A 25293-nucleotide genomic window follows, 5' to 3' on the forward strand; every position below is an offset into this window, starting at 1 on the left:
TTTCAAGGCGGTCGCGCAGGAGGTCACATGTCGCAGTCTTCGCCCACCGCCCAATATCGTACTGAAACCCGGCTGGTTCATTCCGGAACGATGCGCTCGCAGTTCGCCGAGACCTCGGAAGCACTGTTCCTGACCCAGGGCTATATCTACGACACCGCCGAACAGTGCGAGGCGCGGTTCAAGGGCGAGGACCCGGGTTTCATCTACTCGCGCTACTCCAACCCGACCGTCGCCATGTTCGAGCAGCGCATGGCCGAACTGGAAGGTGCGGAAGCGGCGCGCGCCACCGCGACAGGCATGGCGGCGGTGACGACCGCGATGCTCGCGCCCTTGAGGGCCGGCGATCACGTCGTCGCGGCCAAGGCCTTGTTCGGCTCCTGCCGCTATGTGGTAGAGGATCTGCTGCCGCGCTACGGTATCGAGTCCACGCTGGTCGACGGCCTCGATCTCGAGCAGTGGCGCAAGGCGATGAGGCCGAACACGAAAAGCTGCTTCATCGAAAGCCCGACCAACCCGACGCTCGACGTGCTCGACATCGGCGGTATCGCCGAGATCGCGCATCAGGCCGGCGCGCGGCTGATCGTCGACAATGTGTTCGCGACGCCGATCTGGCAAAGTCCGCTGGCGCTCGGCGCTGACATCGTGGTGTATTCGGCGACCAAGCACATCGACGGTCAGGGACGAACGCTCGGCGGCGTCATCCTGTGCTCGAACGCCTTCGTCCAGGAGCACCTGCAAACCTTTATACGCCAGACCGGGCCGTCGATCTCGCCGTTCAACGCCTGGGTTCTCCTGAAAGGGTTGGAGACGCTCGGCGTCCGCGTGCGCCAGCAGACCGAGAGCGCCGCCGCGATCGCGGATGCGCTGGCGTCGCATCCGAAAGTGTCCCGCCTCATCTATCCCGGCCGGCCGGACCATCCGCAGGCGGCGCTCGTGAAAAAGCAGATGCGCGCCGGCTCGACGCTGATCGGATTCGAGGTCAAGGGCGGCAAGGCGGGCGCTTTCCGCTGTCTCAACGCGCTCAAGCTCGCGCGCATCTCGAACAACCTCGGCGACGCCAAGAGCCTCGTGACCCACCCGGCGACCACCACCCACCAGCGGCTCGCCCCGGAGGTCCGCGTCGGCCTGGGCATCGGCGAAGGCTTCATCCGCTATTCGGCCGGCCTCGAACACAAGGACGACCTGATCGAGGATCTCGTCGCCGCGCTGGAGACGGTGTGATGTTTTTTCGTCATTGCGAGCGAAGCGAAGCAATCCAGATGTATGTCATGTAAAGAACCTGGATTGCTTCGTCGCTTCACTCCTCGCAATGACGAAGGGTCCGTTACAACGGCCGGAAGGCCGTCGCCGCCTGCGGCGGGCTGACGCCGGCCTGGACCTGGTCCACCGACTGGATGATGTCATCGCCGAGCAACTGGGCGAAACAGGCGTAACCCCAGTCGTTCATGTGCAGGCCGTCTTTGGTCACGAAGGTGTCGAACGGCAGCGACTGCCGATCGTGCCAGTCGCGCATGACCTCGAAGCGCGGAAAAATCCCGACGTGCCTGTGGTGCGCGACCCTGCTCAGCAGACTGACCATCCTGCCGGCGTTCTCGCCCCTGGCATTGACGGCGGGCGCGTATTGCGGATCGACCAGAACCAGATCGGCGCCCGAGGCCTGAATGGTCGCGACGCCGGCTTCGACGGTTTTCGCGGTGCTCGCGGGATCGAGATTGCGCAGCACCGCGTTGGTGCCGACCTGCCAGATCACCATGTCCGGCTTGGCATCGATCACTTCCGATCGCAGCCGCTTCATCATTTCGGGCGCGTCCTCGCCGCCCCTGCCGCGATTGATCACGGTAATAGCGGCCGCTGGATACTTGCGGTGCAACCGGGCCGCCAGCCGGTTCGGATAAGTGAATTCGGGTGACGTCGCGCCGTACCCTTGCGTCGATGACGAGCCGAAGGCGACGATGACGACCGGTTTGTTGGCGGCAAGCTTGGCCGCCACATGCGGCAGCGACCCCATCGACTGCGAGACGCCCTTCGGCGGCAGACAGGGGACGCGGTTGAAGATGTCGCGAGGGCGGTCCGCAACGGCCTTGACCTTGTCGGTCGCCTTTCCTGACAGGTTCTGCGTCGGCGTGCCGGAACGCGCAGCCGCAACGCCGGATGAAGCCGGTGCGGACAGGCCCGCGCTGCCCGTCGGCCGCGCCGTGGCGTTTGCCGGCGCGGTTTGCGCGACCACGGTCGAGGTCGATGTGCCCATCACCATGATCGCCAGCGCAGCCAGGACGGCGGTTGTGGAGAAGCGGCTGTGGATCGTCATTAGCGCCGGGTCCCGAGTTCGGCAGGATTGATATGAGCGGTATCGATCACGAATGTGGACAAGGCCCGGCCGAGACAATTGTGAACGCGTTTGGCCAGATCGGCACCGCGCACCGGGCTGAACAAATCGAATTCGCCGCTTTCATTCCAATGGTTCATGATCGCAAACCGGTCGAACAGCGGAACGTCGTGCTGCTGCGCCACCACCCGCATGTTGTCGATATAGGAGGTCGGTGAAACCATGGTTTCCGTACGCGGGCTGTATTGCATATTCATCAGGACGACGTCAGTCCCGGCATTCTGCAATGCAGTTACGCCGTGGTCGATGGCATCGTGAAAGGTGTCGTCATCGACGGAGCGGATCGCATCGACGGTGCCGGTCTGCCACACCACCAGGGTCGGCTTTTTCGCCAGTGCGAGCTTGCCGAGGCCGGGCGCGATATCCTCGGCGGTCTTCCGGGGCTCCAGTTCCACGGACACGTTCACGGTGATGCCCGGCAATTTCTCGCGAAGCGCCGCCTGCAATCTCGCGGGATAGGCGTCGCCCTCCGCCCCCGGAATGGTTGAGGAACGGCTGCCCACAACCAGGATATCGAGCGGGCCGCCCGCCTTGACCGCCGAGGCGACCCGGGTCAGCGGTCTGTCGCTGGTCAGCAGATAGGCCGGAACGTCGCAGCTCCTGGGGGGATCATCGGCGCGCGCGAAGGCACTGGCCGTCAGACCGGCCAGCAGCAGCAAGACCGACGTCCAGCCGGCCCTCATGCTCCTCCTCCTGCAAGATCCGCGTCGCCGTCGGCGGATTTGGCACGACTTCCACCCTTGCCGGCAACCTTTTTGTACCATGAAAATACCCATGCGGCGCCGGACATAATGAGAATTCCGCAAAGACTGATGACGAAATGAAGCCCGGCGCCGCCGGACGCCTCGGCCAGAATGAATTGCCCGGCAAAGGCCAGGAAGACGCCGATGCAGAAAATCTCCAGTGAGTGCTGGCCGCACAGGACCAGCGGCCGCAGCCACGGCGAGGTCAGCCCGGGCCAGTCCCTGGGCAGGAAGTGGACGGTCAGCGCGGCCAGCGCCAGAAAATGGGCGAAGCGCAGCACGTCGAGATTGGTCTTGTCGATCGGATACATCCACTGCTCGACGATGCCCGGCATCAAATGGTTGAGCTGCGGCACATGCCAGGTCAGCGTCGTGTAGAAGGCAAACAGCAGATAGGCGGCGCAAATCCAGAGCGTGACCGGCGACGAAAGGATGCGCGACATGCGCTTGGCGCCTCCCAGCGCGCACCACGCGCCGAACACGAACAGCAGTTGCCAGGCGAACGGATTGAAGAACCAGACCCCGTTGGGATAGGCCGGCAGCGCCAGATCGAATTGCCAGGTGAGCGCATAAAGACCCGCCGACAACGCCAGCCCAAGATCGGCCCTGCGCTGCATCAGTGCCAGCATCGGCGGAAAAAACAGCATCAGCGCGACGTAGAGCGGTAGCACGTCCATGTTGACGGGCCGGAATTTCAGCAGCAGCGCCTGCACGATGGTGATGTCGGGATGCTTGAGAAAATCGAGGATGCCCATTTCCTCGGTGTAAAGCGGGTTCTCGAAGCTGCTCGCGACGTAGGAAATTTCCGCGAGAAAAATCGTGAACAGAAAGATATGCGCCACGTAGATCTGCCAGACGCGCTTGAGAATGCGCGCGGCGGCGACGACGAATCCGCGCTCCCGCATCACGCGTCCGTAGACGAGGGCGGCGGTATAGCCCGAGATGAAGATGAAAATCTCGGTGGCGTCGCTGAAGCCGTAATTGCGGATGGTGAGCCAGGTCAGAAGGTGCTGCGGCAGATGGTCGATGAAGATCAGCCACAGCGCCAGCCCGCGAAACAGGTCGAGCCGCAACTCGCGCTCGATGGGCGGCGCCGGAATCGAAACGTCATTGCTCGCGCCATCGGCAGCCGCGCTGGCGCGGGCACCGACAACCTGATTGGCAACAGACATCGTGCGCACCGCTTCGAAAGGCCTGCAACCGCCTCCCGGCGATCGAGAATGATTTACGGGGGAACGGCTTCGGGCTAACGGTGACAAAAGGCAATATTACGGTGGGAGTTATAGTCCGGAACCATGCGGACGCGCGATCACAAGCGGGTGGGGCTGGTTCCCGCGCCTGTTTTCGTTATGATCCGCCGACACCAAGAGCTGTTCCGGCTTTAATGAGGGTCAAAGCCGGGCTCAAGCCTTTATGTTTTGACGCGTTTTCTTTATGCGAACCGGTACCGATCCTCGGGTCACGCCCGAGGCCATGCTTCGCTCGAAAACGCTATAGAGAGTCTCCGATGTATCGTGCCGTTACCCGCCAGATCGAAGTCACCGTCGAGCCGAACTTCATGCCGGAGCGGTCGTCCGCCGAGCGAGGCCATTTTTTCTGGGCCTATACCGTGGTCATCACCAACGCCGGGCCGGATACCGTTCAGTTGCGCACCCGGCACTGGATCATCACCGATGCCTCGGGACGGAAGCAGGAAGTCCGCGGCGAGGGCGTGGTCGGCGAACAGCCGGTGCTCGCGCCCGGCGAGCGCTTCGAATATACCAGCGGCGTTCCGCTGCCGACCGCCACCGGGTTCATGAGCGGCCGCTACCAGATGATCTCGATCCGAAGCGGCGAGCCGTTCGAAATCGATGTTCCCACCTTCTCGCTCGACAGCCCCGACAGCAAGCGCGTGCTGAACTGAAGCAGCGGCGCTGCGACGCGGGGTCGCGCCGCACCTATTCCGCGCCGGCTTGCTGCGGCGTGAATTCATACACCGAGCTGCAGAACTCGCAGGTCACGGCGACCTTGCCGTCCTTCACCATCCCGGAGCGGTCCTGCGGCGCGAAGCTCTTCAGCATCGCCTCCACCGCGTCGCGCGAACACGAACATTGCGCCTGCAGCGCCTGCGGTGGAAACACCCTGACGCCACGCTCATGGAACAGCCGGTACAGCAGGCGTTCGCCGGACAGATCGGGGTCGATCAGTTCGATGTCCTCGACGGTGCCGATCAGCGACTGGCCCTCGACCCAGGCATCGTCCTCCGCCACCGTATGCGCGGCGCTGCCGTCCGGCGGCGCGTCGCCGGGATCGAGATCGGCCTGACGCGCGCGCTCCGGTGCCTTGGGCAGGAATTGCAGCAACATGCCGCCGCCGCGCCAGCCGCGCTTCGGGCCATTGCCGTCCCTGCGCCACTCCTCGCCGACCGCGAGTCGGACCCGCGTCGGAATCTGTTCCGAGCGCAGGAAATATTCATGCGCCGCATCTTCGAGGCTGCCGCCCTCCAGCGCCACCAGGCCCTGATAGCGGCTCATGTCGGGGCCCTGATCGATGGTCATGGCGAGATGGCCGCGGCCGAGCAGCGCGCCGGAATCCAGTGCATCGCCGAGCCGCGCCTGGTCGAAACGGGCATAGGCCCGCAGCCTTGCCGGCGCCCGAAAGTCGACGATCAGGAACGACACCGGTCCGTCGGTCTGGGTCTGCAGGATGAAGCGGCCGTCGAATTTGAGCGAGGAGCCGAGCAGCGTTGTCAGCACGACCGCCTCGCCGAGCAGCTTGGCGACCGGCGCGGGATAGTCATGCCGGACCAGCAGTTCGTCGAGCGCCGGTCCGAGCCGGGTCAGCCGGCCGCGCAGATCGAGCGCGCTCACCTCGAACGGAATCACGGCGTCATCGACCGGAACAGACGAAGGCGCGCGCACGGGGGTTTCAAGCGAAATGGCGGGGTCGGACATTTGTGAGGTCATGCCGCACTATCTGGGGTCGGCGGGCCGGGATCGAAACCCCTCAAAGGGGATTCGGCACGCCTTTGCCCACGTCCTGCTTTCGTAAGACGCTCCAGAATTTGCAGATTTGACCTGTTCACACCCTTTTCATCTCGACCGACACTTTCGGCCCGTTCCGGATGGTCTGATAGACCACGCAATAGCGCTCCGTGAGCTTGAGCAGCAGATCGAGCTTGTCCTGCGGTGCATCGGTGGCGACGTCGAACCGCAGGCGGATCGATTCGAAGCCGACCGGTGTTTCCTTGTCGACGCCGAGCGTGCCGCGAAAGTCGAGATCGCCCTCGGCGGTGACGTGGCCCGATTTCAGCGGCACATCGATCGCGGTCGCAACCGACTTCAGCGTGACCCCGGCGCAGGCGACCAGCGCCTCGAGCAACATGTCGCCGGAGCATAATTCGAGACCGGACCCGCCGGTGGCCGGATGAAGCCCCGCGACAGTGAGCGCCCGCCCGGTGTCGATTTTGCAGGCGATGCCTTCGTTCTCGATCGAACCTCGCGCCTTCAGCGTGATCAGCGCCGACTTCGGGTCGGTCTTGTAGCGCTTCTTGATCGGGGCCTGCGTGGCGCGAAGCTCGGCGGCATCCATCAACGTCTCCTTTTTCCTGAAATCGTCCGGCGAATGTAAGCGTGGCGTAGCGGTTTCACCACCCGCCGGGCGCACCCAGTACCGCCACCGCGCCGCAGACTGCGGCGCGAGCGGTTGTGTGCTTTCGGCAGGGATATCCGACGACATCGCCATTGCCAAACCCTGCCGGGCGGAGCAGATCGTTGCGCAAGGCTGGCGGCGCGAGACATGGATCCGGCGCGTGCGGCCGACAATCTCCGGTGACAGCCCGCGTGGCGTCCGTTATCCGGGTAGGCGATGGATCTCGCAACGACAAATGACGCGGCCGGAGCCGGCAACGACTTCGATACCGCCAGGATCACCGGCGACATCGATGCGCTGGCCGCGAAGCACGCCGGGCACGAGGACGTCTTCCGCGCCGCGGTGTCCAGGTTGTTGAAGGCCGAGCTTGCCAAGGTGCGCGATGCGGCGCAGGCGAAGCTTTTGCGCGACCGCCACGGGCGGCGTTGCGCCGAACGGCTTTGTTTCATCCAGGACGAAATCATCCGGCTGTCGTTTTCGGCCGCGACCCGTCATCTCTATCATTCCCCGATTCCATCCGACGGTGAGCGCATGGCCGTGGTGGCGACCGGCGGTTACGGCCGCGGTCTGATGGCGCCGGAGTCCGATATCGATCTGCTGTTCATTCTGCCGTACAAGCAGACCGCGTGGGGCGAACAGGTCGCCGAGGCCATACTGTATTGCCTGTGGGACATGGGGTTGAACGTCGGTCACGCGACGCGCTCGGTCAACGAATCGATCCGGCAGGCGCGCCGCGATATGACCGTTCGCACCGGGATTCTGGAAACCCGGTTCCTCGCCGGCGACCGCGCGCTCTACGACGAACTGGTCACCCGCTTCGACACGGAGGTGGTGCAGGGAACGGCGGCGGAATTCGTTACCGCCAAGCTTGCCGAGCGCGAGGAACGCCATCGCCGCGCCGGCCAGTCGCGCTATCTGGTCGAGCCCAACGTCAAGGACGGCAAGGGGGGATTGCGCGACCTGCACACGCTGTTCTGGATCGCGAAATATGTTTACCGGGTCCATGAAAGCCGCGAGCTGCTGGGGTGCGGGGTGTTCGATGTCCGCGAGTACCGGACCTTCCGCCGCTGCGCCGATTTCCTGTGGTCGGTACGCTGCAACCTGCACTTCGCGACGGGCAGGGCCGAGGAACGGCTGTCGTTCGACTTGCAGCGCGAGATCGCGGTGCGGCTTGGATATACCTCTCATCCCGGGATGCAGGATGTCGAGCGCTTCATGAAGCACTACTTCCTGACCGCCAAGGATGTCGGCGACCTCACCGCGATTCTCTGCGCCAAGCTCGAAGACCAGCAGGCCAAGCCGGCACCGGTTCTCGGCCGCATGATGTCGAGACGACGGCCCGGCACGGAACTGCGGCGGGTACCAGAAGGCGACGATTTCATTATTGACAACAACCGCATCAATCTCGCCGCGCCTGACGTCTTCAAGCGCGATCCCGTCAACCTGATCCGCGTGTTCCGCCTCGCGCAGAAGAACAATTTGGCCTTCCACCCGGACGCCTTGCGGACCGTGACGCGATCGCGGCGGCTGATCAACGCGCAGCTTCGCGAAAATCCGGAAGCCAACCGGCTGTTCATGGAAATCCTGACGTCGAACGACGCGGAAACCGTGCTGCGCCGGATGAACGAGACCGGAGTGCTCGGTCATTTCATCCGAGCCTTCGGCAAGATCGTCTCGATGATGCAGTTCAATATGTACCATCACTACACGGTGGACGAGCATCTGCTCCGCTGCATCGGCATTCTTCAGGACATCGAGCGCGGCGGCAACGACGAACTCGCCCTCGCCAGCGAGCTGATGCGCAAGATCCACCCCGAACACCGGCCCGTCATTTACATCACCACCCTGCTTCACGACATCGCAAAGGGCCGTCCCGAGGATCATTCGATCGCGGGCGCCAGGGTGGCGCGCAGGTTGTGCCCGCGCCTCGGCTTCAACGCATCCGACACCGAACTGATCGCATGGCTGATCGAACAGCATCTGACGATGTCCAAAGTGGCCCAGTCGCGCGATCTCTCCGACCGCAAGACCATCGAGAATTTCGCGGCCGTGGTGCAGTCGGTCGAGCAGATGAAGCTCCTGACGATCCTGACCACCGCCGACATCCGCGGCGTCGGCCCCGGCGTCTGGAACGGCTGGAAGGCGCAACTGCTACGCACACTTTATTATGAGACAGAGCCGGTGCTGACCGGCGGCTTCTCCGAGGTCAATCGCGTCCAGCGCATCGCGGAGGCCCAGGCCGAGTTCCGCGCCGCCTTCACTGAATGGTCCGAACCGGAACTCAATGCCTACATTGCGCGGCATTATCCGGCCTACTGGCTCAAGGTCGATCTCGCGCACAAGATCAGGCACGCGCGTTTCCTGCGCGCCAGCGAGCAGGGCGGCCGGAAGCTCAACATCAACGTCGGCTTCGACGAGGCGCGCGGCGTCACCGAGCTGACGATCTTCGCCGCCGACCATCCCTGGCTGCTGTCGATCATCGCCGGAGCGTGCGCGTCGGCCGGCGCCAACATCGTCGATGCGCAGATCTATACGACCACCGACGGGCAGGCGCTCGATACCATCGCGATCTCCCGCGAATACGACCGCGACGAGGACGAGGGCCGGCGCGCCGCCCGCATCGGCGAGATCATCGAGCAGGTGATCGATGGCCGGCTGCGCCTGCCCGATGTGGTGGCGCGCCGCGCCGCCGGAAAGACGAGGCTGCGGCCGTTCGTGGTCGAGCCCAAGGTCATCGTCAACAACCAGTGGTCGGACCGCCATACCGTGATCGAGGTTTCGGGGCTGGACCGCCCCGGCCTGCTGTTCCAGCTCACCGCGGCGATCTCGAAACTCAACCTCAACATCGCGTCCGCCCACGTGGCGACATTCGGCGAGCGGGCGCGCGACGTGTTCTACGTCACCGACCTGCTCGGCGCCCGGATCACCGCCCCGACGCGGCAGGCCGCGATCAAGCGTGCGCTCATCCATCTGCTCGCCAATGGCGGTGCGGCGGAACAATCTGTCGGCTGAAGCCCCTAGCAACTTATATTTGCTAGTGGTCTCTCGGATGTAGCATTCGCAAGAAGGTGCGTTGAAACGCGGTGCGAGTGTTAAAATCGGACCCACCTGAAGGACGTCGGCCTCGACCTGTTGCTGCCGGCATCAGGATCAACACGATGCCGGACGAGTACCGCGTCAACAAGCAGATGAATGATGCGTTTCAACGGTGAGCGCTGGGAACTGTTCGGACCGGTCATCTCCGACGACGCGAGTGGATAGCGCCATATAAGGGCATCGCATCGTCGAGCGCCTTAAACCTCCTTTGCGGCTATGCACGGACCGCGACGGAACAGTCGGGACCGCGCTCGCGGCGGCCGCCTCACCCCTCTAATCTTGCGTTAGCTTTGGGGTAACCGCCTCTTAAACCCGGACCGCTAGCGTGTCGCTTGAGTCGGCGTGAGCGTTGTTGCGTATGGTGTGGGGACGAAAAAAGAAGCGCGGCGGGCGCAAGGAGCCGGTATTCGGCGGGGTTGCCGCTTCGCTCGCGGAGTTGCGCCTCAATCCGCTCGATCGCATCACGGTTGCCGATGACAAGCCGGCCAGCCGCGCGGCGCCGCGCAAAGCCGCCGGTCCGGGTGGTGATGGATCGCGCGAGCGCAAGCCGTCGCAGAATCGGAAAGGTCGCAAAGGACGGGCAAGGAAGCGGACGCGGGGCCGCCTGTCCCGGCTGTTCTACTGGGGCGCCGTGCTCGCTTTGTGGGGGGGCATCGCCATCGTCGGCGTGGTGGTCTATGTCGGCGCGCATCTGCCGCCGATTCAGTCGCTGGAAATTCCAAAACGCCCGCCGACCATCAAGATCGTCGGCGCGGACGGCAGCGTGCTGGCGACGCGCGGCGAAATGGCCGGAAGCAACGTCTCGCTCAAGGATCTGCCGCCCTATTTGCCGAAGGCCTTCATCGCGATCGAGGACCGCCGGTTCTATTCGCACTACGGCGTCGATCCGATCGGCATCCTGCGCGCAGCCGTGACCAATGTCCTGCACATGGGCGTGTCGCAGGGCGGCTCGACGCTGACCCAGCAACTCGCCAAGAACCTGTTCCTGACCCAGGAGCGCACGCTCGAGCGGAAGCTTCAGGAGGTCGAACTCGCGCTCTGGCTGGAGCGCAAGCACACCAAGGCGCAGATTCTCGAACTTTACCTCAACCGGGTCTACTTCGGCTCCGGCGCCTATGGCGTCGAGGCGGCCGCGCAGAAGTATTTCGGGAAGCCCGCGAAGGATGTCACGCTCGCCGAGGCCGCCATGCTGGCCGGTCTGGTCAAGTCGCCGTCGCGGCTTGCGCCGAACCGCAACCCGGAAGGCGCCGAGGCCCGCGCAAAGGTCGTGCTCGCGGCAATGGCCGACGCCCACTTCATTACCGAGCAGCAGGCGCGCGCTGCCACCACCCGTCCCTCTTACGCCGTGAAGCCGGTCGGCGCCGGCACCATCAACTATGTCGCCGACTGGGTCGGCGAAGTGCTCGACGATCTGGTCGGCCAAGTCGACCAGAATATCGTCGTCGAAACTACCATCGATCCGAAATTGCAGAGCGTGGCGGAAGCCGCCCTGATCGACGAACTGGCCGCGAAAAGCGTCAAGTTCAATGTCAGCCAGGGCGCGTTGGTGGCGATGACGCCCGATGGCGCGATCCGCGCCATGGTCGGCGGGCGCAACTACGGCGACAGCCAGTTCAATCGCGCGGTCATGGCGAAGCGCCAGCCCGGCTCCGCGTTCAAGCCGTTCGTCTATCTCACCGCGATCGAGGCCGGGCTCACGCCCGAGACGATCCGGCAGGACGCTCCGCTCGATATCAAGGGCTGGCGGCCGGAGAACTACGGTCATGAATACTTCGGCGCGGTGACGCTGACCCAGGCGCTCGCGATGTCGCTGAACACGGTTGCGGTCCGGCTTGGACTGGAGGTCGGGCCTGTGAATGTGGTCCGCACCGCGCACCGGCTCGGCATCACATCAAAACTGGAGCCGAACGCCTCGATCGCGCTCGGGACCTCCGAGGTGTCGCCGCTGGAACTGGTCGGCGCCTACGCGCCGTTCGCCAACGGCGGCTATGCCGCCAATCCCCATATCGTCGATCGCATCCGCACCGTCGACGGCAACAAACTTCTCTACGCACGCGCGCAGGCCGCCCCCGGCCGGGTGATCGATCCGCGCAGCGTCGCCATGATGAACACGATGATGGAACAGACGCTCATCAGCGGGACCGCACGCAAGGCCGGGATTCCGGGATGGACGGCCGCCGGCAAGACCGGCACCAGCCAGGATTTTCGCGATGCGTGGTTCGTCGGCTACACCGCAAAGCTCGTGACCGGGGTGTGGCTCGGCAACGACGACAACTCGCCGACCCGCAAGGCCACCGGCGGCGGCCTGCCGGTGGAGGTCTGGACGCGCTTCATGCGCACCGCGCATGAGGGCATGCAGCCCGAACCGATCCCCGGCACCCAGCGGGGCGGCCCCCTGCCGGACATTGCGCAGCTCGGCCGGCAGGTCATCGCGCCGGCTCCCGCCGCTCCTGCGTCCGTCGGCGGCCCGCCTCAACCGGTCCGGGCCAATGTGCGGCCGGAAGCCGCCAGCGGACTGGACGGCTGGCTCGTGGACCGGCTGTTTGGTGGGCGCTGAAGCAGTTCCATTTTGGCAGAAGCGTGCTTGAAAACATTCTAGAGCCTTTTCGCTTCTGATGGAATCAGAAGCGGGCTCTATGATTTTGATTTGACGCGTTTTCTTCACGCGAACCGGTATCCACTTCGCTCGAAAACGCTCTAACCGCAGCCTGCGGTCAATCCTGAATGCCGTAGCGGTGGAGATCGTTGCCTTCGGCGTCGAGCCACTTCTTGGCGCGCTCGACATGATTGCAGATTCGCGCCACCACCTTCCAGAATCGCGGCGAATGATTCATTTCAACGAGGTGGGCGACCTCGTGGGCGGCGAGATAGTCCAGCACGAACGGCGGCGCCAGGATGAGCCGCCATGAGAACGACAGCGATCCCGACGATGTGCACGATCCCCAGCGGCTCGACTGGTCGCGGATCGAAAGACGCTTGACCTTGACGCCCAGCGTATCGGCGTAGCGTTGCGTGGCCTTTTGCAGGTCGTGACGTGCTTCCCGCTTCAGAAAATCGTGCACACGCCGGTCGAGATAGTCGAGCCCGCCGGCGACACAAAGAATGCGCTCGCCGCTGTCGCGTGTTTCGGTCCACACCGTGCCGCGCTCGCCTGTGCGATGCACGATCCGGTGGGCGACGCCGCGCAGCGGAATGACCGCGCCGTGGTGGAACGGCGCCGCCTTCGGCAGTCGCCCGAGGCGCGCCGCGATCCAGCCGCCGTGACGTTGCGCAAAGTCCTTGGCCTCCACGAGCGTTCCCCGCGGCGGCATGGTCAGGATCGCTTCGCGGTCGCTCGGATGGATCCGCAAGGTGTAGCGGCGGGCGCGGCGATGCCGGCGCAAGCGCACCGAATAGATTTGCGAACCGTGCTTGACCAGAAGCCGGGACGGTTCGGCGGGACGTCGATAAAGCAGTGCGCGGGCCATGTCAGTAAATCCGGAGGCGGGAGTGTCGCCCGGATTCTGCCATATCCGACGCCAGTCGAATCGCTCGGCGCAAAAACAAATCATTTGCCCAATATACAGGGGAGATTTGCCGTGCCGCCCCTACAGGATGGGCGTCGGAACAAAATATTCCAGGTTCATTGAACAGAATTCGGCTGTTGAAGGAATGATAATAGATTCACCCCTTCAAGAGAGCAACGAACTGCGTTTAAGGGCCTCAGCGGATTTGGCGCTTTGACCAGGCCGCCCCGGGTCGCGCCGGCGCGATTCATTCCGCGGCCGCAGCGCGCGATAATTGTGCCGGGTGCCTGGCGTTCGACTGCATGAAGTCGTTGATGCGCGGCACAATCTCCGACTTGAACCGCGAACCGTTGAACACGCCGTAGTGGCCGACGCCTTTTTGCATGTAGTGTGCCCGCCGACGCTCGGGGATCGATGTGCACAGCGCGTGAGCCGCCTCGGTCTGGCCGAGCCCGGAAATATCGTCTTTCTCGCCTTCCACCGTCATCAGGGCGACGCGCGTGATCTTCGAAGGGTCGACAGGCCGGCCGCGATGGGTCATCTCGCCGTTCGGCAGCGCGTGCTTGACGAACACGAGATCCACCGTCTGCAGGTAGTATTCAGCGGTCAGGTCCATCACGGCGAGATACTCGTCGTAGAAATCGCGGTGCTTGTCGACCAGGTCGCCGTCGCCCTTGACGAGGTTCTTGAACAGACTCTTGTGCGCCTCCATGTGGCGATCGAGGTTCATGGTGATGAAGCCGTTGAGCTGCAGGAAGCCCGGATAGACATCGCGCATTACGCCGGGATGCGGGAACGGCACCTTGGTGATGACATTGTTGCGGAACCAGTCGGTGCCCTTCGCGGCGGCGAGGTTGTTGACGGCGGTCGGGTTCTTGCGCGTATCGATCGGTCCGCCCATCAGCGTCATGGACAGCGGGACACAGGGATCGCCCTCGGCCTCCATCACCGACACCGCGGCCAGCACCGGCACCGACGGTTGGCAGACCGCGATGATATGGACGTTTCCGCCCAGCACATGCAGCATCTCGATCAGGTAATCGACGTAGTCGTCGAGATCGAAGCGCCCTTCCGACACCGGCACCATCCGGGCGTCGGTCCAGTCGGTGATATAGACGTCATGCGTCGGCATGAACGCCTCGACGGTTCCGCGCAGCAAGGTCGCGTAGTGGCCCGACATCGGCGCCACCAGCAGCACGCGCGGCTGCGGCTTCCGCAGCGGACGCACATGCATGCGGTCGAAGTAGAGCAGGCGGCAGAACGGCTTTTCCCAGACCGAGCGGATCTCCATCGGCGTGCGCACGCCGTTGACCTCGGTCTCGTGCAGGCCCCATTCCGGTTTTCCGTAACGGCGGGTGGTGCGCTCGAACAGTTCGCAGCCCGCGGCGACGGATTTGCCGAACTCGGTATGCGACCACGGATTGAGCGGATTCTGGAACAGCATCCTGGTCGCATCGGTAACGGCGCGAGCCGGGTTGAGCGAGGCCTGCGCCATCTCGTACATCCAGTACATCGGCGCCGTCATCGCCGGACTGACTTCCGCCGGCATATCCGGAGGGCGTCCAAATTCACCGATAGGCATTCTGCTCAATCCCCTGTTGCGCCGCAACATAGTGGCTGCTGGGAGGCATAGCGTCAATCCGCCATAGGTCTACATATAGTAGGCTAACGGGTTACGCGAACCGGATGTGGCGGAAATATTCCGCCATACCCTGGCTTTCGCGTTGACCTGGAGTCCGGCTCGGATGGAATCAAAGCCGGACTCCAGCCTTTTGTTTTGACGCGAACCGATACCGATCCTCGGGTCAAGCCCGAGGACATGCTTCGCTCGAAAACGCTATAGCGCAGTTTGTGGCTCGCCCTCCGCGCGGCTAGAGTCCGATCCAACTTCGTTGAATCGGACTCTAGAGCGTTTTCGAGCGAAGTGGATACCGGTTCGCGTGAAGAAAACGCGTCAATTCAAAATCGTAGAGCCCGCTTCTGATTCCATCAGAAGCGAAAAGGCTCTAGCCCATCCTTTTGATTGAGCATGATCCCGAAAATCGGTTCCCACTTTTCGGGATCATGCTCTAAGCTTTGGACAATGACCGACGTCGACGCCTCCGATTTCCGCCATCCGCGCCGCTACGTCCGGCTGGATACCATTTTGCGGCTGCGCTGGCTCGCGGCATTGGGGCAGCTCGCGGCGATCTTCGTTGTCGCGCAAGGACTGGAATTCGAGCTGCCGATCATTCCCTGCGTGACGATCGTCGGGCTGTCGTCGCTGCTCAATCTCGCTTTGCAGGTTATCTTCAATCCGATGCAGCGGCTCGAGCCGCGCTATGCTGCGGGCCTGCTTGCGTTGAACATTGCTGAACTGGCCGCCCTGCTGTTCTTCACCGGCGGTTTGCAGAACCCGTTCTCGTATCTGTTTCTTGCGCCCGTGCTGATCTCCGCCACCGCATTGCCGACGCGGATGACCATGGCGCTCGGCGTGTTCGCGGTTGCCTCCGCGACGGTCCTGGGCTTCACGCATTTGCCGTTGCCGTGGGACGCCAACGATCCGCTGATCCTGCCGCGGATCTATCTTGCCGGGGTCTGGTTATCGATCGTGCTCGCGATTGGCGTCACCAGCCTCTACACGTTCCAGGTGACGGAGCAGGCGCGCAAGCTGTCCGACGCGCTGGCGGCGACCGAATTGGTCCTGACCCGCGAACAGCATTTGACCCAGATCGACGGCCTCGCCGCCGCCGCCGCCCATGAACTCGGAACGCCGCTGTCGACCATCTTCCTGATTTCGCGCGAACTGGAAAAAGCCCTGCAGGAGAATGGCGCGCCGGATCCGCAGCGGCTCGCCGGCGACCTCGGCGTCGTGCGGGAGCAGGCGCAGCGTTGCCGCGACATTCTCGCCAAGATCGCGCAACTGTCGTCGTCCGGCGCGCCGTTCGACCGGATGCCGCTATCGACCCTGATCGAGGAAACCGTCGCGCCGCATCGCGACTTCGGCATCGACATCACGATCCGGATCGCGGTCGCCGACGACGATGAGCCGGTCGGGATGCGCAACCCCGCGATCCTCTACGGCGTCGGCAACATTCTGGAGAATGCCGTCGACTTCGCGCGCAGCGCCGTCGAAGTGAATGCCTGGTGGAATAGCGAGACCGTCGAGATCGTGATTTCGGACAACGGACCGGGCATCGCTCCCGACATTCTCAAGCGGATCGGCGAGCCTTACCTGTCGCGCCGCCGCAACGTCAGTGATGCACAAGGCGGCCGCGCCGGGCTCGGTCTCGGGATCTTTATCGCCCGCACCTTGCTGGAGCGAACCGGCGCGACGGTGTCCTTCGCCAACCGGACATTTCCGGAGCATGGCGCGGTGGTTCAGATCGTGTGGCCGCGCCTCCGCTTCGAAACCTCAAAAACAGTCGCGGAGACAATGGTTTAGGTATCCGCGACGGCGATCGTGAGTCTCAACTGCTTGCGGTGCGGCTTTCAGCGCCCATATTTCAAAGGCAACCCAAGCGCGAGGTATCACCGTGAACGCTGCCCCCGACGTTATTCCGCAAGCCGACCGCTCGCTGCTGATCGTCGAGGATGACAAGCCGTTTCTGGAGCGGCTGTCGCGCGCCATGGAAACGCGCGGCTTCAATGTAACGTCATGCGATAGCGTCTCCGACGGCTTGGCGCATATCGGAAAATCCGCGCCGGCCTTTGCCGTGGTGGACCTGCGGCTCGGCGACGGCAACGGCCTCGACGTGGTGTCGGCCCTGAAGCGTGAGCGGCCCGATGCCCGCGCGATCGTGCTGACCGGCTACGGCAACATCGCGACCGCGGTGACCGCGGTGAAGATGGGTGCCGTCGATTATCTGTCCAAGCCCGCCGATGCCGACGACGTGGTCGCGGCGCTGCTCGCCAGCGGCACGGAGAAGTCCGAGTTGCCGCAGAATCCGATGTCGGCCGATCGCGTACGATGGGAACACATCCAGCGGATCTACGAGATGTGCAACCGCAACGTGTCGGAAACGGCCCGGCGGCTCAACATGCATCGCCGCACGCTGCAACGCATCCTTGCGAAACGAGCGCCGCGATAGGGCGGTGCTCATCGCGAACGGGAAAGCTCTAGAATTCGCCCTCGGCATGGCCCTGCGGATCGGCGAGGCGATTGAGCCGCTGCGCCGCCGCCATCGCGAAGCGCAGCATCATCGCCTTGCGCGTCGGCGCCGGTAAACGATGCTCCGGCGCCTCGCAATGCAGGTACGCGCCATAGGCGTCGGCGACGATCAGGCCGGTGTCGGTAGGGAATATCCCGCATGGCAGATCGCGCGTGAAGGCGAAGAACAGGCGGTCGCAATGCGCCCGGTAATCCTGCCACTTCCGATCGGCGCGCAAATCCTCGGCCGATGACTTGATCTCGACGATCCAGATATCGCCGCGCGCGTTCAGCGCCACCAGATCGGCGCGCCGTCCTGACGGCAGCGGCAATTCGCTGACGCAGCAAAACCCCAACGACCGCAAAAACCTCCCCGTTCCGCGCGCAATCGCCAGCGCGGTCTCCGACTGGCGGCGGTCCGGAGGAGGCACGAGGGCAATGTGGACAGCGTTCGATTCCATGCGACCAGACCATAGCAAAAGCGAGGGCGTAGACCACGCGGTGTTTTTTAGCTCTCAGGGAGTGGAACCAGCCAAGCCGCTCAAATCGCTTGGCGGCGCTGTAAAAATCGGCATTGTGCGCGCATGGCCCAAGAGAACCAACAAGAGAACCAACCCGACGACCAGAGCGCTGCGAAAGCCGGCGTCACCATCATCCCGGTGACGCCGTTCCGCCAGAACTGCACGCTGTTGTGGTGCGAAACCACTAGGGACGCCGTGGTCATCGATCCCGGCGGCGATGTTCCGCTGATCAGGACCTCGATCGAACAGAGCGGCGTGACCGTCAGGCGGATCTGGCTCACCCATGGCCACATCGATCATGTCGGCGGCGCCGCGGAATTGCGCGACGCGCTGAAAGTCCCGATCGAGGGGCCGCATATCGCCGATAAATTCCTGCTCGATCATGTGGTCGAGAGCGGACGTGGCTACGGCATGACCGGGATGCGCAATTTTACGCCGGACCGTTGGCTCGAGGAGGGCGAGAAGGTCAAGATCGGCGAACTCGAATTCGACGTCCTTCATTGCCCCGGCCACTCGCCGGGCAGCGTGGTTTTTTTCAACAGGGAGATGCGCTTCGCGCATGTCGGCGACGTTCTGTTCAACGGCTCCGTCGGCCGCACCGACCTGCCCGGCGGCAGTCACGCCACGCTGATCAAATCCATCACCGACAAGCTGCTGCCGCTCGGCGACGACGTCGCTTTCATCTGCGGACACGGCCCGGGATCGAGTATCGGCCACGAGCGCGCGAGCAACCCGTTCCTGACCGACGGGATGTGACGCCGTACCTCTGAATGGAAAGAGGCCTCCTTTAACGACGGCCTCTTCTTTTGCTTCGCATCGACGACGCTATTCGATGACGTCGACGATCCGGTGGGTTCGGGGATCGACCAGCACGGTCCTGTCGTTCACCACCGTGTAGCGATATTGCGGCGCGCCGTATTCGGCCGGCACCTCATAATAAGTCACGCCCGACTCCGGCAGCACTGCACCGACACGGACCGGTTCCCGATAGTGATATGAGGGGCGATGCTGCTCGACCACGTAGCGATGGAAGCGCGGGCGCTGCTCGACGCCGAGCACGCCGGCGACGCCGCCCACGACAGCTCCAACCGTGCCGCCGACGATTGCGCCGACCGGTCCCCCTGCCCGTTCACCTTCGCGGGCACCGCGTTCCATGCCGCCCGGCACGCCCTGCGCCATGGCGGACACGGGCCACACAAGCGCGACCGCGATTGCGGCAGTTCCAATGACACGACGAACCATAAGGCTTCCCTCCGATCATGAATGTGCGGATGAGAAGTCTGTGCGGACGCATTCGTTCCGGCAGTTCCGATTGTAAAAAATGGCGGCGGATGGAACGAAATCGAATGTGACACACTCCGGGGAGGCGCATGGCCTGACAAGAAAATCATTCTGAAATCATTTCAGCCGGAAATGATGTCCCGCACGCGCTGCGACAAATGGCCGAGATCGAACGGCTTGGTGATCATGTCCATGCCGGGCAGGAGGAAACCTTCGGCGTTCGCGGCGTTTTCGGCATAGCCGGTCATGAAGAGGATTTTCAGATCCGGTCGCAGCTCCCGCGCCTGATCCGCGAGCTGGCGGCCGTTCATGCCGGGCAGCCCTATGTCGGTCAGCAGGAGATCGACGGGCTTGTCCAGTTGCAGAATCCGCAAGCCCGCAACCCCGTCTGCGGCTTCGCGCGTCAGATAGCCTTGATCGTGCAGCATTTCGATGATGACGCCGCGCACGACCGGTTCATCCTCGACGACCAGCACGGTTTCACCGGTGGCCGCGGTCCTGTCCTTGTTGGCGGGCGAAGCCTGATCGGCCTCGGCGACGTCATCATGGCGCGGCAGACAAAGCCTGATCGACGTGCCCCGTCCTGGCGCAGTATCGAAGGCGATGTGGCCGTTCGATTGCCGCGCGAATCCGTAGATCATCGACAGTCCGAGTCCGGTCCCTTGGCCGATCGGCTTGGTGGTGAAGAAAGGATCGAAGGCGCGCGCCGCGACCTCGGCGGTCATGCCCGTTCCGGTGTCGGTGACGGTGATGCAGACATAGTCGCCCGGCCGCACGGCGGAGGAGCCGGCATCGGCGGCGCCGACGGTCATGTTCGCCGTCGCGATCGCGAGCTTGCCGCCACCGGGCATGGCGTCCCGCGCATTGATGGCGAGATTGAGCAGTGCGCTTTCGAGCTGATTCGGATCGCACAGCGTTTGCCACAGCCGTCCGGACGGCGCGATCTCCAGATCGATAGCCTCGCCGATGGTCCTGCGCAGCAGGTCTTCCAGCGAGAGGACGAGATGATTGGCATCGACCGGCTTCGGCACCAGAGGCTGTCTGCGGGCGAACGCCAGCAGCCGGTGCGTCAGCGCCGCGGCCCGATTGGCCGAGGCCATCGCGGCCTCGATGTAGCGTCCGGCGCGATCGGTCCGCCCCTGATTGAGCCGCGTCTGCATCAGATCCAGCGAGCCCACGATGCCGGTAAGCAGGTTGTTGAAATCGTGGGCGATGCCGCCGGTCAACTGGCCGACCGCCTCCATTTTCTGCGATTGACGCAGCGCCTCCTCGGCGGCCCTCAACCGTTCGGTCGCGGCCTTCTCCGCGGTGATGTCGCGCGCGACGGCGTAGATCAGGTTCTGATCCGGGACCGCGGTCCAGGACAGCCACCGGTATGAACCGTCCTTGTGACGGAGCCGGTTTTCGAATCGTACCGTGGCCTTGCCACGCGCGAGGCGGCGGACCTCCACCCGGGTCTTTATGATGTCGTCGGGATGCTCGATCCATTCGGCTGTGCGCCCCAGCAGCACGGCCTCACTCCAGCCGAGCGTCCTCGTCCAGGCGGGATTGACGGAGCGGCAGATGCCGTCGTGGTCCGTGACCAGCAGCAGGTCCTGCGACACGTTCCAGATCCGGTCGCGCTCGCGGGTTTTCTCCTCGACGCGCTCGGCGAGTGTCGCGTTCAGTTCTGCGAGCTTGCCTGCGAACAGTTTCTGATCGTGGACGTCGGTGTTGGTGCCGATCCAGCGGGTGATACGACCGTCTTCGTCGCGCGCCGGCACCGCGCGCGCCAGAAACCAGTGATAGCTGCCGTCGGCGCCGCGCAGCCGGAATTCGATCTCATAAGGGTCGCCCGTGGCCACCGCATGGGTCCACGCCGCGGCCGCGGCGGATGCGTCGTCCGGATGGACCACCTTGTTCCAGTCGTTGCCGACGAGTTCGTCCGGCTTCGCGCCGACATAGTCGTAGACGCGCGTATTGCACCAGTTCAGCTCGCCGTCGGGCTTTGCCGTCCAGACGTGATGCGGCAGCGCCTCCGCAAGCGCGCGGAATTCCTCCTCGCGCTGGCGGATGGCGCGCACCGCCTCGACCTGATCGGTGATGTCGGTGTGCGCGCCGAACAGCCGGATGGCCTTGCCGTCGGCATCCCGCTCGATCACCGATCGCGCGGAAATCCAGCGTGTCTCGCCGTCGCTCGGCCGGATGATGCGGTAGCGCACCGCATACTCGCGATCACCGCCCCGCACCGCATCGATGAACTGCCCTTCGGCGACCGCGCGGTCATCGGGATGCACGCGACGCAGCCAGTCCTCATGACTTTCGTTGACGGCTTCCGGCGGAAGGCCGTGTATCTTCAGATACTCCGGCGACTTGCGACTGCGATGACCGGTGTGCAGATCGACCTCGAGGCCGCCGATCCGGCCGATCGCCTGCACGCGAGCAAGCTCGGTCTCCCGTTCCTGCAAGGCGACTTTGGCAAGATGTTCGCGGGTGACGTCGCGGCACACCACGAGCACCCCGCCGACACCGTGATCTTCATCGATCGGGCTGAAGCCGTAGGTCCAATAGACCTGCTCCAGCCGGCCGTGGCGCGTGACCGGAACGAGCTGGTCCTCATGCCAGGTCGCACCGCGCCCGGCCATGACGTGTTCAATCTGGGGACCGACGATGTCCCAGACCTCGCCCCAGCAGTCCCGGCCCCTCTCGCCGAGCGCGCCGGGATGCCGTTCCGGCCCCAGGGTCTGGCGGAAGCCATCATTATAGAACTGGATCAGGTCCGGCCCCCACCAGATCAACATCGGGTGGTTGGTATTGAGGATGATGCGGACCGCCGTGCGCAGACTCTGGGGCCAGATCTCGGGAGCACCGACCGATGTGCCGGCCCAGTCGAACCGGCGCGTCAAATCGGCCATTTCCCCGCCGCCGGCGAGGAAAGCCTCCAGACCTACACTTTCCTTCTCCAGCATCGAACGGACAGGTTGTTGGGCAGGCCGGTCCGCAGGGGTGATTCCCAGACACCGGGTACCAAGTCACAATCGGTAGGAAACGCCGTATCTCGCTATTTGGTTCCATCATAGTTCGCAGACGGCAGGGTTTGGTTGCCGACGCCTTCTGGCTGGCAACTTCTTTTGCCTCCCCGCGCGGCGAATTCGCCGCACGATCTCTCGGGATAACGTCAGCACGCCCTGACGTCGCAGGTCATGAACGCGGCGGACGGGGTAGCCGTCAGTTCAGCTTGACCACTTCCACCCGGCGATTCTTGGCCCGGCCGTCCTCGGCGTCGTTCGAGGCCGCCGGCGCCATCATGCCGACCCCGGCCGCGCGCAGCCGCCTGGGCTCGACCCTGAAGTTCGCCGCCAGCGTCTTTACCACAGCCTCGGCGCGGCGGCGCGACAGGTCGAGGTTGTAGTCGAACGCCCCCTGATTGTCGGTGTGGCCGACGATCAGCACCGCGAGCTTCGGATCGGCATTAAGCAGGCCTGCGATTTCGGCCAGCGTCGGATTCGATTCCGGCTTGAGGTCGGCCTTGGCTGTGTCGAAGAAAATGCCATAGAGCGCGATGCGGCCGGTCGCACCGATGCTCCGCGCCATCTCGTCGGCCTTCACCACCACCATCTTCTGCTCGCGCGGCTTCGGCTCGACGATATGGACCAGCGCCACCGTGCGTTCGTTGAGCGCTTTGCAGTAGAGGTCGTCCTTAAGCTGGAAGGCTTGCACCGTGACATAGCCGTCGCCGCCGCCATCGCTGGAACGCTCCGGGTCGCCGCCGCACTCCTCGCCCTTGCAGGCGTAGAGCACCTCGCCGCCGGCCGCCTTCACCACGTCCTGATAGTTGCGCAACACCTCGAGCGGCGAGCGCTCGGCCGGCAGCAAATAAGCAATGCGCGTGCGCGCGCCCTCAATCTCGATTTCCTCCTTGGGTTTGAACACCTGATTGTTCATGCGATCGCGCCGATCGTTGCCGGCCTTTTCAAGTTTCGACAGCGGCACCTTGAAATCGGTGAAGGCGAGCTTCTCATAGCTCATGATGAACGAGCCTTCGTAACGCTTCAGCAGCGCATTGTCCCGGGCGTTGGCAATATCCTTGCTGGGAATGGTGGCGTCGGCGTGGGCGGCAATCGCACCGAACAAACCCATCGCAATAGCCAGCATCGCAATTCGCTTAAACATTCCGTGTGATCCATTCCAATATTTCGAGAAGCGGGATGCGGGCGGAAAACCGCTACACACTTTTCCTCATCCCGCTCTGGCAAAGCATCACACCAAGCCGATTTGTCACTCGCTGACAAGGCAAGATCGCGCCGAGAAATCGGTTTGAAAAAATACTGCAAATCCTTTGAACCGATGGAGACGCGACGCCGACATACGCGATTAGCGCTGCTCCCTCGATCGGTTGATCCTGAACGCCGCGCTCCTTAACCCCACGGACCACGGCGGGGGGCTCCACCGTTCCACGGGCCGCGCGGCGCTGGCGCCGGATCCGGGGTGGCGCTGCCGGACTGCCCGGCGAGCCTCTGCAACGCCGCGATACGGTTTTCGGTCGAAGGATGGGTGGCGAACAGATTGTCCATGCCGTGCCCCGACAGCGGGTTGATGATGAACATGTGCGCGGTGGCGGGCGCGCGTTCCGCCTCCCTGTTCGGCACCTGATGCGCGGCATCGTCGATCTTGGCCAGCGCCGAGGCGAGCCACATCGGCTGGCCGCAGATGCGCGCGCCCATCTCGTCGGCGGCGTATTCGCGGGTGCGGCTGATCGCCATCTGCACCAGCATGGCGCCGAGTGGCGCGAGGATCATCATCGCCAGCGAACCGATGATGCCGGGTCCGTTGTTGCCGCGGTTGCCGCCACCGAAAAACATGCCGAACTGCGCCAGCATCGAGATCGCGCCTGCGATGGTTGCGGTGATCGTCATCAGCAGCGTGTCGTGATGCTTGATGTGCGCGAGTTCATGCGCGATCACGCCCGCCAGTTCCTCGCGGCGCAAGGACTGCATGAGTCCGGTGGTCACAGCCACGGCGGCATTCTCCGGATTGCGGCCGGTGGCGAAGGCGTTGGGCTGCGGATTGTCCATCAAGAACACCCGCGGCATCGGCAGGGCTGCGCGCGCGGCAAGCTCGGCCACCAGCCGATGCAGATCGGGCGCAGTGCCGGCATCGACCTCGTGGGCGCCGTACATCGACAGCACCATGCGGTCGGAGTTCCAATAGGCGAACATATTGGTCGCGGCCGCGACAACGAGCGCGATCATCGCGCCGGCGGCGCCGCCGATCAGATAGCCCACGCCCATGAATAGGCCGGTGAGGCCCGCCAGCAGGATCGCGGTTCGAAAATAGCTCATCGGGGTCCCTCAATCGCCGGAGATACCGGGCCGGCACCACAGAACATGGGAATTGCGGATCGGGGCGCGCAAGTGCGGCGGCCCGTCGCGGAACCGTCGAAGTTACTTCTTCGTCAGCCCGGGTTGCGCGTCGCCTCGCCTGTGGGAATCGTCGCGCTGCCGTCGCCGAGCGCGAGCTGCATCATCACGGTGTCGAGCCAGCGGCCGAACTTGAGGCCGACCGAGGGATGGGTGCCGATCATCTTAAAGCCGGCGCGGACATGCACGCCGATCGATCCCGCATTGGCGGAATCGCCGATCACGGCGATCATCTGGCGATAGCCGCGCGCCTCGCATTCGGCGATCAGGCGGCGCAGCAACTGAATTCCAACGCCGCGGCGATGGCTGGCGGGCGCCAGATAGATCGAGTTCTCCACAGTGAAGCGATAGGCCGGCCGCGGGCGATAGGGACCGGCATAGGCATAGCCGACCACGGCCCCCGCCAGCTCCGCGACCAGATAAGGAAAACCGCCGTCCCGGAGCGCGCCGAAGCGCCGCGTCATCTCAGTGAGATCGGGCGGATCAAGCTCGAAGGTCGCGGTGCCGAAACGGACGGCATGGTCGTAAATTGCGGTGATGGCGGGAAGGTCGGCCTCATTGGCGGCGCGGATCACGGGATCAGGCATGGCGCGAAGATTTTG

The 25293-nt window shown here is 64.0% G+C and carries 20 protein-coding genes; 7 read left to right on the forward strand and 13 right to left on the reverse strand.

The window, feature by feature from the left end; all coding sequences use genetic code 11:
• The first annotated feature begins 27 nt into the window (after positions 1-27).
• Entirely contained in the window at positions 28-1221 is a 1194-nt protein-coding gene (locus NHAM_RS01110) for an O-succinylhomoserine sulfhydrylase (RefSeq protein ID WP_041357535.1), read from the forward strand.
• 103 nt (positions 1222-1324) lie between these two features.
• Here the strand turns inward: NHAM_RS01110 and NHAM_RS01115 are convergent, their stop codons facing one another.
• Genes NHAM_RS01115 through NHAM_RS01125 form a run of 3 tightly spaced genes read right to left on the reverse strand, consistent with a single transcriptional unit; the run spans position 1325 to position 4301 of the window.
• Positions 1325-2308 carry an SGNH/GDSL hydrolase family protein gene (locus NHAM_RS01115; protein ID WP_011508826.1) on the reverse strand — a complete coding sequence of 328 codons (984 nt, stop codon included), beginning with the start codon at positions 2306-2308 and terminating at the stop codon, positions 1325-1327.
• Positions 2308-3069 (reverse strand): SGNH/GDSL hydrolase family protein, encoded by a 762-nt coding sequence (locus NHAM_RS01120; RefSeq protein WP_011508827.1) that lies wholly within the window; start codon positions 3067-3069, stop codon positions 2308-2310. Before NHAM_RS01120 ends, NHAM_RS01115 begins: the two co-directional genes overlap by 1 nt.
• A complete protein-coding gene (locus NHAM_RS01125; RefSeq protein WP_011508828.1) occupies positions 3066-4301 on the reverse strand; it encodes an OpgC family protein in 1236 nt (411 codons plus the stop codon). Before NHAM_RS01125 ends, NHAM_RS01120 begins: the two co-directional genes overlap by 4 nt.
• Positions 4302-4636: 335 nt before the next feature.
• Between NHAM_RS01125 and apaG the strand changes: the two genes are divergently transcribed.
• A complete protein-coding gene (gene apaG, locus NHAM_RS01130) occupies positions 4637-5032 on the forward strand; it encodes a Co2+/Mg2+ efflux protein ApaG (RefSeq protein WP_041357536.1) in 396 nt (131 codons plus the stop codon).
• A gap of 34 nt (positions 5033-5066) precedes the next feature.
• Here apaG and NHAM_RS01135 read toward each other — a convergent pair whose 3' ends face one another.
• Positions 5067-6074 carry an Hsp33 family molecular chaperone gene (locus NHAM_RS01135; RefSeq protein ID WP_011508830.1) on the reverse strand — a complete coding sequence of 336 codons (1008 nt, stop codon included), beginning with the start codon at positions 6072-6074 and terminating at the stop codon, positions 5067-5069.
• A 115-nt stretch (positions 6075-6189) separates the two neighbouring features.
• Positions 6190-6699, reverse strand: coding sequence for an OsmC family protein (locus NHAM_RS01140; protein ID WP_011508831.1), 510 nt, complete (start codon positions 6697-6699; stop codon positions 6190-6192).
• A 276-nt stretch (positions 6700-6975) separates the two neighbouring features.
• Between NHAM_RS01140 and NHAM_RS01145 the strand changes: the two genes are divergently transcribed.
• Positions 6976-9771 carry a [protein-PII] uridylyltransferase gene (locus NHAM_RS01145; RefSeq protein WP_011508832.1) on the forward strand — a complete coding sequence of 932 codons (2796 nt, stop codon included), beginning with the start codon at positions 6976-6978 and terminating at the stop codon, positions 9769-9771.
• A 442-nt stretch (positions 9772-10213) separates the two neighbouring features.
• Positions 10214-12412, forward strand: coding sequence for a transglycosylase domain-containing protein (locus NHAM_RS01150; RefSeq protein ID WP_011508833.1), 2199 nt, complete (start codon positions 10214-10216; stop codon positions 12410-12412).
• Positions 12413-12569: 157 nt separating this feature from the next.
• On the opposite strand, the gene NHAM_RS01155 is transcribed toward NHAM_RS01150, so the two are convergent.
• Together NHAM_RS01155 and NHAM_RS01160 are read right to left on the reverse strand one after the other, a co-directional pair.
• A complete protein-coding gene (locus NHAM_RS01155; RefSeq protein WP_011508834.1) occupies positions 12570-13406 on the reverse strand; it encodes a M48 family metallopeptidase in 837 nt (278 codons plus the stop codon).
• Positions 13407-13608: 202 nt separating this feature from the next.
• Positions 13609-14943 (reverse strand): polyhydroxyalkanoate depolymerase, encoded by a 1335-nt coding sequence (locus NHAM_RS01160; protein WP_011508835.1) that lies wholly within the window; start codon positions 14941-14943, stop codon positions 13609-13611.
• Between the two features lie 501 nt (positions 14944-15444).
• Here NHAM_RS01160 and NHAM_RS01165 point away from each other — a divergent pair.
• On the forward strand, positions 15445-16785 hold the full coding sequence (locus tag NHAM_RS01165) for an ActS/PrrB/RegB family redox-sensitive histidine kinase (protein WP_041357538.1): 1341 nt from the start codon (positions 15445-15447) through the stop codon (positions 16783-16785).
• A 91-nt stretch (positions 16786-16876) separates the two neighbouring features.
• Positions 16877-17431 (forward strand): ActR/PrrA/RegA family redox response regulator transcription factor, encoded by a 555-nt coding sequence (locus NHAM_RS01170; RefSeq protein WP_011508837.1) that lies wholly within the window; start codon positions 16877-16879, stop codon positions 17429-17431.
• A 28-nt stretch (positions 17432-17459) separates the two neighbouring features.
• Here NHAM_RS01170 and NHAM_RS01175 read toward each other — a convergent pair whose 3' ends face one another.
• Positions 17460-17951 carry an MmcB family DNA repair protein gene (locus tag NHAM_RS01175; protein ID WP_011508838.1) on the reverse strand — a complete coding sequence of 164 codons (492 nt, stop codon included), beginning with the start codon at positions 17949-17951 and terminating at the stop codon, positions 17460-17462.
• Positions 17952-18074: 123 nt separating this feature from the next.
• On the opposite strand from NHAM_RS01175, the gene NHAM_RS01180 reads away from it, so the two are divergent.
• On the forward strand, positions 18075-18767 hold the full coding sequence (locus NHAM_RS01180) for an MBL fold metallo-hydrolase (protein ID WP_011508839.1): 693 nt from the start codon (positions 18075-18077) through the stop codon (positions 18765-18767).
• Between the two features lie 69 nt (positions 18768-18836).
• Here the strand turns inward: NHAM_RS01180 and NHAM_RS01185 are convergent, their stop codons facing one another.
• The 5 genes from NHAM_RS01185 to NHAM_RS01205 all read right to left on the reverse strand — a co-directional run bounded on the left by NHAM_RS01185 (position 18837) and on the right by NHAM_RS01205 (position 25278).
• Positions 18837-19253 carry a DUF1236 domain-containing protein gene (locus tag NHAM_RS01185; RefSeq protein ID WP_011508840.1) on the reverse strand — a complete coding sequence of 139 codons (417 nt, stop codon included), beginning with the start codon at positions 19251-19253 and terminating at the stop codon, positions 18837-18839.
• Positions 19254-19414: 161 nt separating this feature from the next.
• On the reverse strand, positions 19415-22240 hold the full coding sequence (locus NHAM_RS01190) for a PAS domain-containing hybrid sensor histidine kinase/response regulator (RefSeq protein WP_011508841.1): 2826 nt from the start codon (positions 22238-22240) through the stop codon (positions 19415-19417).
• Positions 22241-22499: 259 nt separating this feature from the next.
• On the reverse strand, positions 22500-23444 hold the full coding sequence (locus NHAM_RS01195) for an OmpA family protein (protein WP_041357540.1): 945 nt from the start codon (positions 23442-23444) through the stop codon (positions 22500-22502).
• 245 nt (positions 23445-23689) lie between these two features.
• Complete coding sequence (htpX, locus tag NHAM_RS01200) at positions 23690-24613, reverse strand: zinc metalloprotease HtpX (RefSeq protein ID WP_011508843.1); 924 nt, start codon at positions 24611-24613, stop codon at positions 23690-23692.
• Between the two features lie 113 nt (positions 24614-24726).
• On the reverse strand, positions 24727-25278 hold the full coding sequence (locus NHAM_RS01205) for a GNAT family N-acetyltransferase (RefSeq protein WP_011508844.1): 552 nt from the start codon (positions 25276-25278) through the stop codon (positions 24727-24729).
• Between the last annotated feature and the right edge of the window lie 15 nt (positions 25279-25293).

Source organism: Nitrobacter hamburgensis X14 (assembly GCF_000013885.1).
GTDB classification, from domain to species: Bacteria; Pseudomonadota; Alphaproteobacteria; order Rhizobiales; family Xanthobacteraceae; genus Nitrobacter; species Nitrobacter hamburgensis.